The organism is Halospeciosus flavus (assembly GCF_029814175.1).
GTDB classification, from domain to species: domain Archaea; phylum Halobacteriota; class Halobacteria; order Halobacteriales; family Halobacteriaceae; genus Halospeciosus; species Halospeciosus flavus.
Map to the genome: position 1 here is coordinate 2,569,674 of NZ_CP122312.1, position 14,010 is coordinate 2,583,683.

The following is a 14,010-nucleotide window of genomic DNA, read 5'->3' on the forward strand; positions in this document are numbered from 1 at the left end:
TTGTCGAGGGCGGCGCGGAGCGCCGTCCGCAGGATGGTTCGAAAGGCGCTTCGCGCCTTTCGTCATCACGGGAGAGCAAAGCTCTCCCGAACGACAAAAGTGGGTGCTCAGGTACCGTGCCGCCAACTGTTCATGTACTCGCGCTGGACGTCCGTGAGTTCGTCCAGGTCGATGCCCTCGGCGTCGAGTTTGATCTCGGCGACCTCGCGGTCGAGGGCGTCGGGGACCTCGTGGAGACCGGCGTCGTAGTCGTCGCCGTGTTCGACGAGTTCGCGGGCGCAGACGGCCTGGATGCCGAAGGACTGGTCCATGACCTCGATGGGGTGGCCCAGCGAGACGGGCGAGGCGAGGTTGACGAGGCGGCCCTCGGCGAGGACGTTCACGCGGGTGCCGTCGACGAGTTCGTACTCCTGGACGCCCTCGCGGACCTCCTGGGTGGAGACGGCGAGTTCTTCGAGTTGCTCGATGTTGATTTCGATGTCGAAGTGGCCGGCGTTCGCGAGGACGACGCCGTCCTGCATGGCCTCGAAGTGGTCGGCGGTGAGGACGTCGCGGTTGCCCGTCGTCGTGACGAACACCTCGCCCTCGCTGGCGGCCTCGTCCATCGACATGACGTCGTAGCCCTCCATGTGGGCTTCGAGGGCGCGGCGGGGGTCGATCTCGGTGACGACGACGTTCGCACCCTGGCCGGCGGCCTTCTTCGCGACGCCCTTCCCGCAATAACCGTAGCCGGCGACGACGACGGTCTTACCGGCCCACGAGAGGTTCGTCGTCATGGCGATGTTGGCGAGTGCGGACTCGCCGGTGCCGTGGACGTTGTCGAAGAGGTGTTTCATCGGCGTGTCGTTCACGTTGAACATCGGGTACTCGAGGGCGCCGTCCTCGTCCATCGCGCGGAGGCGGTGGACGCCCGTGGTGGTCTCCTCCGACCCGCCGACGATGTTGTCGATGAGTTCGGGGTACTCCTCGTGGATGCGGAAGACGAGGTCGCCGCCGTCGTCGACCGTGATGGTGGGTTCGTGGTCGATGACCGCGTCGATGGCCTCGTAGTACTCCTCGTCGTCGATGCCGTGCTCCGCGTAGGAGGTGATGTTCGGGTGGGCGTCGAGGGCGACGCTCACGTCGTCGTGGGTCGAGAGGGGGTTACAGCCGGTGATGGCGACTTCGGCGCCGCCGTTCGCGAGCGTCTCGACCAGCGCGGCGGTCTTGGCCTCCACGTGGAGGGCCATCCCGATGGTCTGGTCGAGGAACGGTTTCTCCGCCTCGAACTCCTCGGCGAGGTTCGAGACGATGGGCATGTGTTCGAGTGCCCAGTCGATCTTCTGGCGCCCGGAGTCGCGCTTCGCCTCGACGTCGTCGAGGCGTTCGCTGATGGGTGCTGCCGTCTTCATACGGGAGAACAAGCGGACGGAACTCAAAACCCTACCGAACACGCTCGCAGAACTCGACGAGGTGTCGGTGCCTCGGAGTGCGCCGGTGGGGGAGTCCCACCAGCGGTGATTCCGATAGTTGGAGAGAAAAGGGACCGAGAGCGGTCAGCAGAGCCGACCGATCAGTGGCCCTTGGCCTTGCCGTGACCGTTGCCGTGGCCCTTCTCGTCGTCGCCGTCGTCGCTATCGTCTTCCTTCTCGTCGTTACCGGCGTGAGCGGGCTTGCCGTGGTCGTCGCCGGATTCGGTCTCGTTCTCGGCGTCGTCACCGTTGCCGGCGTGGGCGGGCTTGCCGCGGTCCTTCTCGTCGGAGTCGGTTTCGTTCCCGTCGTTACCGGCCCAGGCGGGCTTGCCGTTGTCCTTCTCGTCGGTTTCGTTCCCGTCGGTCTCGTTCTGCGGGCCGGCGTGGTCCGGGCGCTTCTCGTCGGCTTTCCCGGGGTTGTGCTCGGTGACCCACTCGGAGACGTTGTCGCCGCTCATCGCGTCGTGGCTCTGCAGGAAGTGGATGAGCGCGGAGACGCGCTGACCGAACTGGAGCGACTCGTTCTCGAAGGCCTTCTGCTCACCGTAGAGCGTGACGGTCGTCGTCGCGCTCTGGTTGTCGGCCGTCGCCGTCACCTCGACGGTGACGTTCTCGTCCGGCGCGGGGAGGGTGACCGTGCCGTTCTCGCCGGTCGTGTAGGTGCCTTCACCCGCGTAGGTGGAGTTGTTCAGTGCCGTGACGTCGACCGAGGCGTTCGCGACGGCGGTGCCGTTCGCGGTGACGGTGACGGTCGCGGACTCGCCGGCAGCGGACTGCGAGACGCCGACCGAGAGGTCGGTCGAGTCAGTCTCGTTCTGCGCGGCGACGAGCGTCGTGGTCGTCGTCGCACTCTCGTTGTTGGCCGTCGCCGTCACTTCGACGGTGACGTTCTGGTCCGGTGCGGGGAGGGTGACCGTACCGTTCTCGCCCGTCGTGTAGGGGCCTTCACCCGCGTAGGAGGTGTTGTTCAGCGCCGTGACGTCGACCGAGGCGTTCGCGACGGCGGACCCGTTCGAGGTGACCGTCACGGTCGCGTTCTCACCGGCGGACTGCGAGACGTCGACCGAGAGGTCGGTCGAGTCGGTCTCGTTCTGCGCGGCGTAGAGCGTCGCGGTCGTGGTGGCGCTCGTGTTGTTGTGGGTCGCGGTCACCTCGACGGTGACGTTCTCGGCGGGTGCGGTGAGGGTGACGGTGCCGTTCTCGTCCGTCGTGTACGTCCCTTCACCCGCGTAGGTGGAGTTGTTCAGCGCGGTGACCTCCACCGTGGCGTTGGCGACGGTGGTGTTGTTCGCGGTGACGGTGACCGTCGCGTCGTCACCGGGAGCGGGCTGTGCGACGCCGACCGAGAGGTCTCCCTCGGCGGCGGCCGCGGCACCCGCGAAGACTGTGCCTCCTGCCGCGACGAGGAGCATCGTCGCGACCAGCAGTGTCCGAAGTTTCTTCGCACTCATCTCGTCTCTCCCTATCGCCTACAACGGGATAAACCCGGCAAGCCGTTCGCTCCCGTTGAAACCCGACAGAACTGTTCAGGAAAGTTTAACGCGGCGGTTCTCGACTCAGCCGGCCCGTTCGGTGACACGCTCGGCGTGGTCGGCGGCGCGCTCGCGGACCGCCTCGGCGTCGAGAGTCTGCACCTCGCCGTCGCGCATGAGCACCTGGCCGTCGCAGACGGTGTGGCGGACGTCCGCTCCGCTCGCGGCGTACGCGAGGTGCGAGACGTAGTCGTGGACCGGGGTGAGCCGCGCCGTCTCGAAGTCGACGACCGCGAGGTCCGCCTTCCGGCCTTCCTCGATTCGGCCGGCGTCGAAGCCCAGCGCGTCGGCGCTCCCCGCGGTCGCCATCTCCACGACCGCCTCGGCGGGTACGGCGCTCGCGTCCCCGGTCGAGAGTTTGCCGAGCATCGCGGCGTCGCGCATCTCGTCGAACATGTCGAGGTCGTTGTTCGAGGCCGCGCCGTCCGTGCCGAGACCGACGGTCACGCCCGCGTCGAGGAGGTCCTGGACGGGTGCCGCACCGCTCGCGAGTTTCATGTTCGAGGCCGGGCAGTGGACGACGGCCGTCCCGCGCTCGGCGAGCAGGTCGATTTCGGTGTCGTCGACGTGGACGCCGTGGGCGACCCAGTCCTCGTCGGTGAGCATGCCGAGGTCGTCGGCGTAGGCGAGCGGTCGCTGGTCCTCCTGGGCGAGGATGGGGTCGACCTCGTCCTCGGTCTCGTTGGCGTGGAAGTGGAGGGGAATCCCCTCGTCGCGGGCCTCTTCGGTGAACTCCACGAGGAACTCCTCGCCGACGGTGGTGAGGCTGTGGGGCGTGTAGGCCGTCGAGACGCGGCCCTCGGCGGCACCGTCGTACTCGCGGGCGACTTCGAGGCTCTCCTCGTTGTCGGCGCGGGCCTCGTCCTCGTCCTTGCCGACGGTGACGACGCCGTGGCCGATGCGTGCTCGCAGGCCGGCCTCGTCGACCGCGTCGACGACCTCCGGCATGTGGAAGTACATGTCCGCGAAGCCGGTGGTGCCGGACTCGATCATCTCCAGCAGCGCGAGGTCGGTGCCGGCGCGGACGTCCTCGGGGGTGAGTTCGCCCTCGGCGGGCCAGATGTCCTCGCGGAGCCACGTTTCGAGGGGTTTGTCGTCGGCGTACCCCCGCAAGAGAGTCATCGCGGTGTGCGTGTGGGCGTTGACGAGTCCGGGCATCACTAGCCCGCCGGAGGCGTCGAGCGTCGCGTCGCCGCCGGGGACGTCGCCCACTTCGAGGATTTCGCCGGAGACGCGGTCGACGAGGACGTCGGCCTCCTCGACGGACATGTCGGGGCGGAGGACGTGGCCGCCGCCGATTCGGAGCGTGTCGGTCATGCTCCGGGTTTCGAGGGTAGCCGCTGTCAATCTGTTGGGTTCGGTCCCGAGGGAAAAGCTAGTTCCTCCCCCGACTCCAACACCACGACCATGCGCATCGCCGTGCCCAACAAGGGCCGTCTCCACGACCCGACGCTGGACCTGCTCGACCGGGCGGGCCTGTCCGTCGAGAACGTCTCCGAGCGCCAACTGTACGCCGACACCGTCGACCCGGACATCACCGTGTTGTTCGCCCGCGCCGCCGACATCCCCGAGTACGTCGCGGACGGCGCGGCGGACCTCGGCATCACGGGCTACGACCAGCACTGCGAGTCCGGCGTCGAGAACGTCTCAGAACTGCTGGACCTCGGCTACGGGAAGTGTCGCCTCGTCCTCGCCGCGCCCGAGGAGGGCGACATCACCGACGTCTACGACCTGGAAGGGAAGACGGTCGCCACGGAGTTCCCGCGCGTCGCCCGCGACTACTTCGCGGACCTCGACGTCTCGCCCGAAATCGTGGAGGTGACCGGGGCGACCGAACTCACGCCGCACGTCGACATGGCCGACGCCATCATCGACATCACCTCGACGGGGACGACGCTGAAGGTGAACCGTCTCGAAATCGTCGACGAAGTGCTCTCCTCCTCCGTCCGTCTCTTCGCCCGCGACGACGTCCGTGACGACGAGAAGGTCGGGCAGGTCGAGACGGCGCTCCAGTCCGTGCTCACGGCCGAGGACAAACGCTACCTGATGCTCAACGCGCCGCGGGCGAAACTCGACGACGTGGAGGACGTCCTCCCCGGCATGGGCGGCCCGACCGTCATGGACATCGACGCCGACGAGGTCGACGGCGAGGGTGAGGGGGCCGTCGCGGTCCACGCGGTCGTCGACGAACGCGAGGTGTTCGAGACCATCACGCGACTGAAGGAGGTCGGTGCGAGTGACATCCTCGTCACGGAGATCGAGCGACTGGTCGAGTAGGGTCGAAAAAGCGAGAGAACAGCGCTACTCCAGCAGGCCGAGTTCTTCGAGGCGGGAGACGATCTTGTCGACCGCTTCCTCGGCGTCCTCGGGCTTCTTGCCGCCGGTGATGACGAGTTTGCCGGAGCCGAACAGGAGCGCGACGACCTCCGGTTCGTCGAGGCGGTAGACGAGACCGGGGAACTGCTCGGGCTCGTACTCGATGTTCTCGAGACCGAGACCGATGGCGATGGCGTTCAGGTTGAGCTGGCGACCGAGGTCCGCGCTCGTGACGATGTTCTGGACGACGATTTCGGGCTCCTCCTCGACCTGGATGTCGAGTTCGCGGAGCTTGTCGAAGACGATTCGGAGGCTCTCGTGGACGTCTGCGGTGCTCTTCGCGCCCGTGCAGACGATCTTGCCGGAGCGGAAGATGAGCGCCGCGGACTTCGGATCCTGGGTGCGGTAGACGAGGCCCGGGAACTGCTCGGGGTCGTAGTCCGCCCCTTCGAGGTCCATCGCCACGCTCTGCAGGTCGAGCTCCTGCCCGATTCCGGTGGAAGCGACGACGTTTTCAATGTTTATGGTTTCCTTGGGGTCGGTCATCGTACGACTTAAATCTCGTATTTAAGGCTTATAAAGTTTGGTAGTCCGGCGACGTGTGACTCAAATACTCCCCCGCCCAACTCCCGGTGTGTACCTGCTCGAACTCGGCGGCGAGGACGACGAATTCGCCGCTTCGGAGGCCCGAGCGGCCGCCGGCGGGGTCGAACGGTTCGCGCCCGGACTCGCGACGGCGCGCACGCTCGACGCCGAGCGCGCTCGGACGCTCGCGTACACCCACCGCGCGAGCGAACTCGTCGGCCGGACCGAGGCGTCGCTCGACTCGGCGCGCACGCTCCTCGAAGCGGCGTCCATCGACCGCGAGGGGAGCGTCGCCGTCCGCGCCCGCGACGTCCGCTCGAGCACCGGCGTGAGCACCCAAGCGGTCGAGCGCGAACTCGGGAGTGTCCTCGTCGAACGCGGCTTCGAGGTGGACCTCGACGACCCCGACCACGAACTGCGGGTCTGTCTCTCGGACGACGTCTGCGCCCTCGGGTGGCTCCTCGTCGAGAGCGAACGCGACTTCGGCGAGCGCAAGCCCACCGACCGCCCGTTCTTCCAACCCGGGAGCATGGACCCCCTGCTCGCCCGCGCACTGGTCAACCTCGCCCACGTCGACGAGGGCGACCGCCTGCTCGACCCGATGTGCGGTACGGGCGGCGTCCTCATCGAGGGCGGTCTCGTCGGTGCGGACGTCGTCGGGACCGACGCACAGGCGAAGATGGTCCGCGGCGCCCGTGAGAACCTCGACTACTTCCTCGACGACTTCGACGTCGCCCGCGCCGACGCGACCCGCCTCCCACTCGAAGACAGTGCGGTCGACGCCGCCGTCTTCGACGCCCCCTACGGCCGCCAGTCGAAGATCGAGACGCACTCCCTCGAAGACCTCGTGGCGAACGCGCTCGCAGAGGCGAACCGCGTCGCCGACCGGTGTGTCCTCGTCGCCGACCGCGAGTGGGACGCCGTCGCCGAGGACGCTGGCTGGGAGGTCACGGCGCGCTTCCAGCGGCGGGTCCACCGCTCGCTGGTGCGCTACGTCCTGGTTCTCACCTGAGTAACTCGGTGTCGAACCCGAGGGGTAGCGTCGCCGCCTCGTCAGCGGTCACCCACCGCGCGTCGACGATGGGTTCGTCCTCGGGTTCGTCGGCCCAGTCCGCCTCGCCCTCGGGGGCGACGCAGTCGAAGACCGTCGCGCAGGCGTGGACCGTCTCGTCGCCTCTCGACGCCGGGAACTGGAAGGTGTACGCGCCGACGACGTCCCGGACGTCGACGTCGAGGCTCGTCTCCTCTCGAATCTCGCGAGTGAGGGCGTTCTCGAACGTCTCGCCGTGCTCGACGCCGCCGCCGGGGAGGACCCAGACGTACTCGCCGTCGCCGGTGGCGTCCTGCTGGAGCAACAGGAACCGGCCATCGCGCCGGACGCGTCCCTTTACCGTCGCCCGGACGGGGCGGGATTCGCCGTCGGTCACTGGGTCAGTCCACCCTCCCGGCCGAGTTCGGCGAGGAGGTGCGAGAGGTGGACGCGGTCGCTGGTCCCCTCGTTCAGGTCGAGGTCGATCTCGCCCGCGAAGCGGTGGAGTTCGGCCAACTCGTCGCCGCCGTAGCGGGAGCGCCCGATGCGGAGGACGTCGCGGAGGATCTCCTCGCCGTCCATCCCCTCGTCGACGAGGAGGTCGTCGAGCGTCTTGCGTGCGTCCGTGAACTCGCCGGCCTCGGCGTCGTCGAGCATCTCCTTGATCTGGTCGTCCGCGCCGACGTCCTGCAGGGCGCCGTGGGCGGCGTCCATCGTGACCTCGTCGGCCTCCTCGTAGGCGGCCTGGGCGGCGAGGATGGCTTTCCGGAGGTTCCCGCCGGCGTAGCCCGCGACGTAGCGCAGGCCGTCGTCGTCGTAGTCGACGTCCTCGGCTTCGACGATGTCTTCGAGGACGGAGACGGTCTCCTCGGTCGTCGGCGCACGCACCGAGACGGGGAAACACCGCGAGCGGATGGGCGGGATGAGCTTCGTGGGCTGGCGCGTCGTGATGACGAACTGCGTCGCCTCGTGGTGGCGTTCCATCACGCGGCGGAGCGCCTGCTGGAAGTCCTCGCGGATGGCCTCGGCGTTGTCGAGGAGGATGGTGTTGTAGCTCCCCGACACCGGCGGGTAGCTCGCGGACTCCTTGAGGACGTGGTTGATGAGGTCCGCCTTCGAGGAGTTGCGGCGGCGCTTCGGCGAGATGAAGTGCTCGAAGCGGGGGTCGTTGGCGACCTCCTTCTTGGTCATGTCGAAGAAGTCGGCGACGTTCAACTCCACGAGGTCGGACTCGTCCTCGTGGGCGGCGTCGGCGAGCGCGCGGACGGCGGCCGTCTTCCCCGCGCCCACGGGACCGTGGATCACGAGGTTCACGGGTTCGTCGACGGCGTCGTGCAGGCGGTCGCGGACCTCCTCCTGCGGGAGGTCGTCGAGCGACGGCGCGTGCACGTCGGTCCAGAGCGGAGCGTCCATTATGACTCCGTAGCCGCTCGGCGGAAAAGAATCGGTCGGTTAGCCGCGACGCGGGCGGTCCGTCAGCCCGACGTCGTGGTCGTCGTTGTCGTAGTCGTGGTCGTCTGTCCGTCCTTCTTGTCGCCGTCCTTCGCCTGCTTCTCGGCCTCGAAGACGACTTCCGTCTCGTACTCGCCCTTCACCACGACGACTTCGACGGTCTCGTCGGGGATGTGGGCGACGACCTGCCCGCTGGCGTTGGTGACGCCGACGGTCTCGCCGTTCACCTTCACGGTCGCGTTCGCGACGGCGGAGCCGTTCTTCGTGACGGTGAACGTGGCGTTCTCGCCGACGGTGAGGTTCGTGTGCGAGACGTCGAACGCGGCTTCACCCTTCTGCTTCGCGTCCTTCTTCTCGACTGCTTTCACGTCCTTGCCGGCGCCGGTCTGGCTGATGACCGGTCGGACGATGTACTTGTCGCCCGCCTGGTGGACCATCATGTCGTAGACGAACGTGACGGTCTCGTTGGGCGCGACGGTGAACTCGGAGTGGACCTGGAGCTTCTGGCTCGGGACCTTCACGTCCACGTGCTCACCGGACTTCAGCGTCCCCTCGGCGTTCTTCACGTAGACGAACACCTTGTCGTAGTCGTCGGCGGGGACCTGCAGGTCGCCGAGCAGCGTGGCGTTCTCGCCCTGCAGTTCGGTCAGGTCGACCGTGGTGTCGTCGATGTCCTTCAGGATCCACGACTTGCCCTTGTAGCCGTCGCCGGCCTTCTCGTCGCCGTCACCGGCTGTCGTGGTGGTCGTCGTTTCGTTCGTCGTGGTGGTCGTGGTCGTCTCGTTCTCCGACGTCGTGGTCGTCGTGGTGTTGTTCGCCTGCCGGACGACGACCGCGGCGCTCTCGTTCGTCTCGCCGTCGCTCGTCCCGGACTCGCTGACGTTCGCCCGGTGGAGTCCGATCTGCGTGACGGTGACGTTCAGGCTCGCGAAGTCCTCGATGGCGCCCGGTCGGTCGCTCACGTAGAAGTTGACCGTCCCAGTGCGTTCGGCGGTCTGCGTCGTGGTCGTCTGCTGTGTCGTCGTCTGCGTCGTCGTGCCGCCCGGTCCGCCGGCACAACCGGCGAGGACGAGGAGGGCGGCCATCGCGACCGCAGCTAATGCTTTTCGTGCCATGTCTCGTCCATCGTCCATCGAGCGTGTAAAGTCCGGTGGCCATCGCGCTGAAACGATTGAGGCGCTAACACGTCCGTCGGCGCTCACCGTTCGGAGATTCTCACTCGCTCCCTGCGGTGGCTCACGGGTCGTCGCGTTCGCTCCTTCCCGTTCGCGTTCCCGAGATTCTCGACGGCTCACGATGTTCGTTGTCTCCGAATCTCGCTCGTTCCGAATCTCGCTACTCGCGTGTCGCGTCACTCGCTTCACTCGTTCGCTCCCGCTCGTCGTTCGGAGATTCTCACTCGCTCCCTGCGGTCGCTCGTTCCGAATCTCCTGCCTTCCGAAGCGGGTTTACCCATCCCACCCTTCGTCTCGACCATGACTCTTCGCGTCACCTTTCTCGGGACCAGCGGGGCCGTTCCGACCACGGAACGGAGTCCGAGTTCCGTCTTCGTCCGCCGAGAGGGCGACTCTCTCCTCTTCGACGCGGGCGAGGGGACCCAACGGCAGATGATGCGCTTCGGCGTCGGTTTCGACGTCTCGGACATCTTCGTCACGCACGCCCACGGCGACCACGTCCTCGGACTCCCGGGACTCGTTCAGACCTGGGACTTCAACGGTCGTGACGACCCACTGACGATTCACTGCCCGCAGGGGACCGCCTCGAACCTCGACGACCTCGTCCACGCGGTCGGCTCGACCCCCTCGTTTCCGGTGCACCTGAACGAGGTGTCGGCAGGCGACGTCGCAGTCGAGCGCGAGGAGTACGAAATTCGGGCGTTCGAGGTCCAGCACCGGACCCGCGCGGTTGGCTACGTCCTCGACGAGTTCGACCGGAAGGGACGGTTCGACCGCGAACACGCAGAAGAACTCGGCGTTCCCGTCGGCCCGAAGTTCTCGACGCTCCACGAGGGCGAACCGGTCGAACTCGAAGACGGGACCGTCGTCGAACCCGAGCAGGTCGTCGGCGACCCGCGTCCGGGCCGGACGGTCGTCTACACGGGGGACACCCGACCGGTCGACGCGACCGTCGAGGCGGCCGAGGACGCCGACCTGCTGATCCACGACGCCACCTTCTCGGACGACATGACGGACCGCGCCCGGACGACCGGCCACTCGACGGCCGGCGAGGCCGGGGAAATCGCCGACTGGGCGGACGTGCGACGACTCGCGCTGACGCACATCTCCTCGCGCTACGCGGGCGACGTCGGGATGTTGAAAGACCAGGCGGAGTCGGTGTTCTCGGGCGAGACGTTCGTCGCACACGACGGCTACGAACTCGACGTCCCGTTTCCGGAGTAAAAGGCACGGCGGGGGGAGCGCCCGGAGACGCAGGGTGGAACGGTGGGGTGGGCTTCGACTCGACGGACGCTCCCGTGTCGACGGGTGCTCGGCAGAGGCCCGTCGACGGGTCTTCGACGCCGAATCGGTGGTGGGGACCGACCGGCGTCCTGGCAGTCGTTCAGCCGGGTGGGACGGCCGAACGGTATTCCGGCGGTGTACCGGATGCGGCTCGGGCGGGGCGACTGCCCCAATCCACCGTAGGCCACGTTCCTCCTTCTACTTACCTACCGACACGTCGGGACGTGCTCGGTGCTACGGTCCCCACGTCCTGTCCCCACCCGACAGATTTTGTCCACCCACCTAGCCGAATGCGATTAAGCTTAACACCGTCCGTGTGTAAGTCGGGGTGATGGCAGATCGGCCAGACGAAGGCGTCGCCCCCGTCCTCAAGTCGCTCGCGGACAACGCCGACCTCCTCGAGCGGCTCCTCGACGGCCCCGCTCGGAAGCAGGCGCTGGCGTGCGAACTCGACCTCTCTCCCAAGACGGTCTACCGGCGGGCGCGTCAGCTCCGCGACTACGACCTCGTCGAGCGTTGTGAGGAGGGATACCGCCTCACCGCGACCGGCCGCTTCCACGCCGAACTCTACCGCGAGGCGGCCGACCTCTCCGGACACCTCTACGACGGCGGCGACCTCTTCGACGATCTCGACCACGACGAACTCCCGCCGCCGGAGATATTCGCCGACGCGGACGTCATCCGGTCGAACCCGGTCGCCCCGAACCAGCCGCTCCGCCGCTTCGAGGAGGTCGTCCAGGAGGCGGACGTCCTCCGTGGGTTCTCGCTCGTCGTCTTCCCGGAGTACGTCGAGACGTTCCATCAGGAGATCGTCGAGGGTGGGTTGCAGGCGGACCTCCTCCTCAGCGAGTCGATGCTCGACCCGGTCACCGAGGACTTCACCGAGCAGTTCACCGAGGTCCTCGACGCCGAGAACGCGACGTTCTTCCTCACCGACGCCGAGATCACCTACACCGGCATCGTCGTCACCGAACCCGAGCGCCGCGCGCTGCTCGTCGTCTACGCGCCCGGCGGTGGACTCCGCGGCGTCATCGACACGACGCACCCGACGGCCGTCGAGTGGGTCGCCGACCGCTACGACGCCTACCTCGCCGACGCCGAACCGGTCCAGGGCTGAGGCCGACAGCCGGCGATTTCCGGCGTCTCGCCGTGAACTTATATTTCACAATCCCGTACACGGAGACCGTGAGTACCCGTACGAGTGCGCTGGACGCGCTGGTCTACGGCGTCGACGTCCAGTCCGGCGACGTGCGTGGCGATTCGCCCTCCTACGCCCTCGTCGTCTTCGACGGCGAGTCCGTCGAGCGCGACGTCGTCTCCCGGCGTAAACTCCTCCGATTGGTCGAGCGCGACGAACCCGACATCCTCGCGACCGACAACATGTACGAACTGGCCGAGGACAAGGACGCGCTCGTCCACTTCCTCCGCGGTCTCCCCGCGGCGACGAAACTCGTCCAGGTGACCGGCGACGAGCGTCCCGAACCCCTCTCGCGGGTGGCCAAGCGCCACGGCGTACCCTACGGGAAGGAACCGATGAAGGAGGCCGAGGCCGCCGCCCGCCTCGCCGCCCGCAACGTCGGCCACGAGGTCTCCGCGTTCACCGACGAGACCGAGATCAAGGTCTCCCGCGGTCGCTCGACCGGGAAGGGCGGGTGGAGTCAGGACCGCTACACCCGCCGCATCCACGGCAACGTCAAACGCGAGACCCGGAACGTCGAGAGCGAACTCGACGGCGCCGGTCTCGACTACGAGAAGGACGTCACCGAGAAGTACGGCGGCTACTCGAACGCGGTCTTCACCGTCCAGGGCCGGATGGAGGAGATACCGGTCTCCGGCCACCGCTCGGGCGACACCCGCGTCGAAGTCGAACCGGTCCGCCGCGACGGCATCGAGTTCCGGCCGCTCGCGCGGCGTCGCGACCACGTCTTCGTCGGCATCGACCCTGGGACCACCACCGCGGTCGCCCTCGTCGACATCGACGGGCGCGTCCTCGACGTTCTGAGCACCCGGACCGCCGACACGGCCGACGTCATCGAGTGGATCATCGAGCACGGCCGGCCGGTGCTCGTCGCCGCCGACGTGACCCCGATGCCCGAGACAGTCGAGAAGTTCCGCCGGAGTTTCGACGCCGCCGGGTGGGAACCCGACTCGGACCTCCCGGTCGACGAGAAGCAACACCGGACCCGCGAGGAGGGCTACGACAACGACCACGAGCGCGACGCGATGGCCGCGGCGCTGTTCGCCCACGACGACCACGCCGACCAGATTCGGCGGGTAACCCAGAAGATTCCCCCGCAGGTCGAACGCGACACGGTCGTCGCGCGGGTCGTCGGCGGCGAGGAGTCCGTCGAGGCGGTCGTCGCGGACCTCACGGGCACCGAGGAGGAAGCAGACGAGGAAGAGACCGAACACACCGAGCGCGAACTCACCGACGACGAGAAGCGCATCCGGGACCTGGAGTCCCAGGTCGAGCGTCTCAAGTCCTACGTCTCGGACCTCGAAGAGACGGTCGAGGAGAAAGACGCGCGTATCGACGAACTCGAAGACGAACTCTCCGAGGCCCGCCGCGAGGAGCGCAAGGAGGCCCGCGAACGTCGCGAGATTACCCGACTGGAGTGGAAGAACGCGCAACTCGAAGAGCAACTCGAAGCGGCCGAGGAGCGCGCCGAGGAGATGTCCGAGAAGTTCGAGCGCCTCAAGGAGATCTGGAAACTCGACCACTCGAACCTCTCGAGCGTCGACGCGGAGGGGAACTTCGTCGCGGTCAAGCCCGTCCCGAAGTTCACGACGGACGCCCTCGAGGCGACCCACGAGGAGTACGGCATCGCGCAGGGCGACGTCGTCTTCCTCCGTGACGCCTCCGGTGCGGGCCGCCGAACCGCGGAACGACTCGCCGAGTTCGACCCGCGACTCGTCCTGAAGACCGGCGGCGCCATCTCGGACGCCGCCGACGAGGTGCTGTTCGAGCACGACATCCCCGTCGCAGAGGCCGACGGCGTCCGTATCCGAGAGATAGACGACCTCGCTATCGCCGTCGAGAACGACGTCGAGGACGCCATCGCCGACTGGGAGGACCGCCGCGTCGAACGCGAGAAGGAGCAGAAAGAAGAGCAGATCGACCAGATCATCAGCGAACACCGGGCCGACCGGGACTGAGCGGTCTTCTTCTCCCCCTCAGTCGAGCG

Annotated in this window: 12 protein-coding genes; 5 read left to right on the plus strand and 7 right to left on the minus strand. The window is 67.5% G+C overall.

Going from position 1 to position 14,010, the window contains the following annotated elements:
* Nucleotides 1-107: 107 nt before the first annotated feature.
* From P0Y33_RS13500 to P0Y33_RS13510, 3 genes are all read right to left on the minus strand, one after another.
* Nucleotides 108-1,391, minus strand: coding sequence for an adenosylhomocysteinase (locus P0Y33_RS13500; RefSeq protein WP_279527918.1), 1,284 nt, complete (start codon nucleotides 1,389-1,391; stop codon nucleotides 108-110).
* A 161-nt stretch (nucleotides 1,392-1,552) separates the two neighbouring features.
* Nucleotides 1,553-2,902 carry a DNA primase gene (locus P0Y33_RS13505; RefSeq protein ID WP_279527919.1) on the minus strand — a complete coding sequence of 450 codons (1,350 nt, stop codon included), beginning with the start codon at nucleotides 2,900-2,902 and terminating at the stop codon, nucleotides 1,553-1,555.
* Nucleotides 2,903-3,007: 105 nt separating this feature from the next.
* Nucleotides 3,008-4,300, minus strand: coding sequence for an amidohydrolase (locus P0Y33_RS13510; protein WP_279527920.1), 1,293 nt, complete (start codon nucleotides 4,298-4,300; stop codon nucleotides 3,008-3,010).
* Nucleotides 4,301-4,390: 90 nt separating this feature from the next.
* Between P0Y33_RS13510 and hisG the strand changes: the two genes are divergently transcribed.
* Nucleotides 4,391-5,260 carry an ATP phosphoribosyltransferase gene (gene hisG, locus P0Y33_RS13515; protein ID WP_279527921.1) on the plus strand — a complete coding sequence of 290 codons (870 nt, stop codon included), beginning with the start codon at nucleotides 4,391-4,393 and terminating at the stop codon, nucleotides 5,258-5,260.
* Between the two features lie 24 nt (nucleotides 5,261-5,284).
* Here hisG and P0Y33_RS13520 read toward each other — a convergent pair whose 3' ends face one another.
* Nucleotides 5,285-5,845 (minus strand): TATA-box-binding protein, encoded by a 561-nt coding sequence (locus tag P0Y33_RS13520; RefSeq protein WP_279527922.1) that lies wholly within the window; start codon nucleotides 5,843-5,845, stop codon nucleotides 5,285-5,287.
* Nucleotides 5,846-5,933: 88 nt separating this feature from the next.
* On the opposite strand from P0Y33_RS13520, the gene P0Y33_RS13525 reads away from it, so the two are divergent.
* Entirely contained in the window at nucleotides 5,934-6,896 is a 963-nt protein-coding gene (locus tag P0Y33_RS13525) for a TIGR01177 family methyltransferase (protein ID WP_279527923.1), read from the plus strand.
* Here P0Y33_RS13525 and P0Y33_RS13530 read toward each other — a convergent pair.
* From P0Y33_RS13530 to P0Y33_RS13540, 3 genes are all read right to left on the minus strand, one after another.
* A complete protein-coding gene (locus P0Y33_RS13530) occupies nucleotides 6,889-7,311 on the minus strand; it encodes an NUDIX domain-containing protein (RefSeq protein ID WP_279527924.1) in 423 nt (140 codons plus the stop codon). The genes P0Y33_RS13525 and P0Y33_RS13530 overlap by 8 nt on opposite strands.
* On the minus strand, nucleotides 7,308-8,327 hold the full coding sequence (locus P0Y33_RS13535; protein WP_279527925.1) for an AAA family ATPase: 1,020 nt from the start codon (nucleotides 8,325-8,327) through the stop codon (nucleotides 7,308-7,310). Before P0Y33_RS13535 ends, P0Y33_RS13530 begins: the two co-directional genes overlap by 4 nt.
* Nucleotides 8,328-8,389: 62 nt before the next feature.
* Nucleotides 8,390-9,481 (minus strand): DUF4382 domain-containing protein, encoded by a 1,092-nt coding sequence (locus P0Y33_RS13540; protein WP_279527926.1) that lies wholly within the window; start codon nucleotides 9,479-9,481, stop codon nucleotides 8,390-8,392.
* Nucleotides 9,482-9,841: 360 nt separating this feature from the next.
* On the opposite strand from P0Y33_RS13540, the gene rnz reads away from it, so the two are divergent.
* From rnz to P0Y33_RS13555, 3 genes are all read left to right on the plus strand, one after another.
* Nucleotides 9,842-10,765 carry a ribonuclease Z gene (gene rnz / locus P0Y33_RS13545; RefSeq protein WP_279527927.1) on the plus strand — a complete coding sequence of 308 codons (924 nt, stop codon included), beginning with the start codon at nucleotides 9,842-9,844 and terminating at the stop codon, nucleotides 10,763-10,765.
* A 391-nt stretch (nucleotides 10,766-11,156) separates the two neighbouring features.
* Complete coding sequence (locus tag P0Y33_RS13550; RefSeq protein ID WP_279527928.1) at nucleotides 11,157-11,942, plus strand: helix-turn-helix transcriptional regulator; 786 nt, start codon at nucleotides 11,157-11,159, stop codon at nucleotides 11,940-11,942.
* 68 nt (nucleotides 11,943-12,010) lie between these two features.
* Nucleotides 12,011-13,981, plus strand: a complete 1,971-nt coding sequence (locus P0Y33_RS13555; protein WP_279527929.1) for a DUF460 domain-containing protein — start codon at nucleotides 12,011-12,013, stop codon at nucleotides 13,979-13,981.
* The last annotated feature ends 29 nt before the right edge of the window (nucleotides 13,982-14,010 follow it).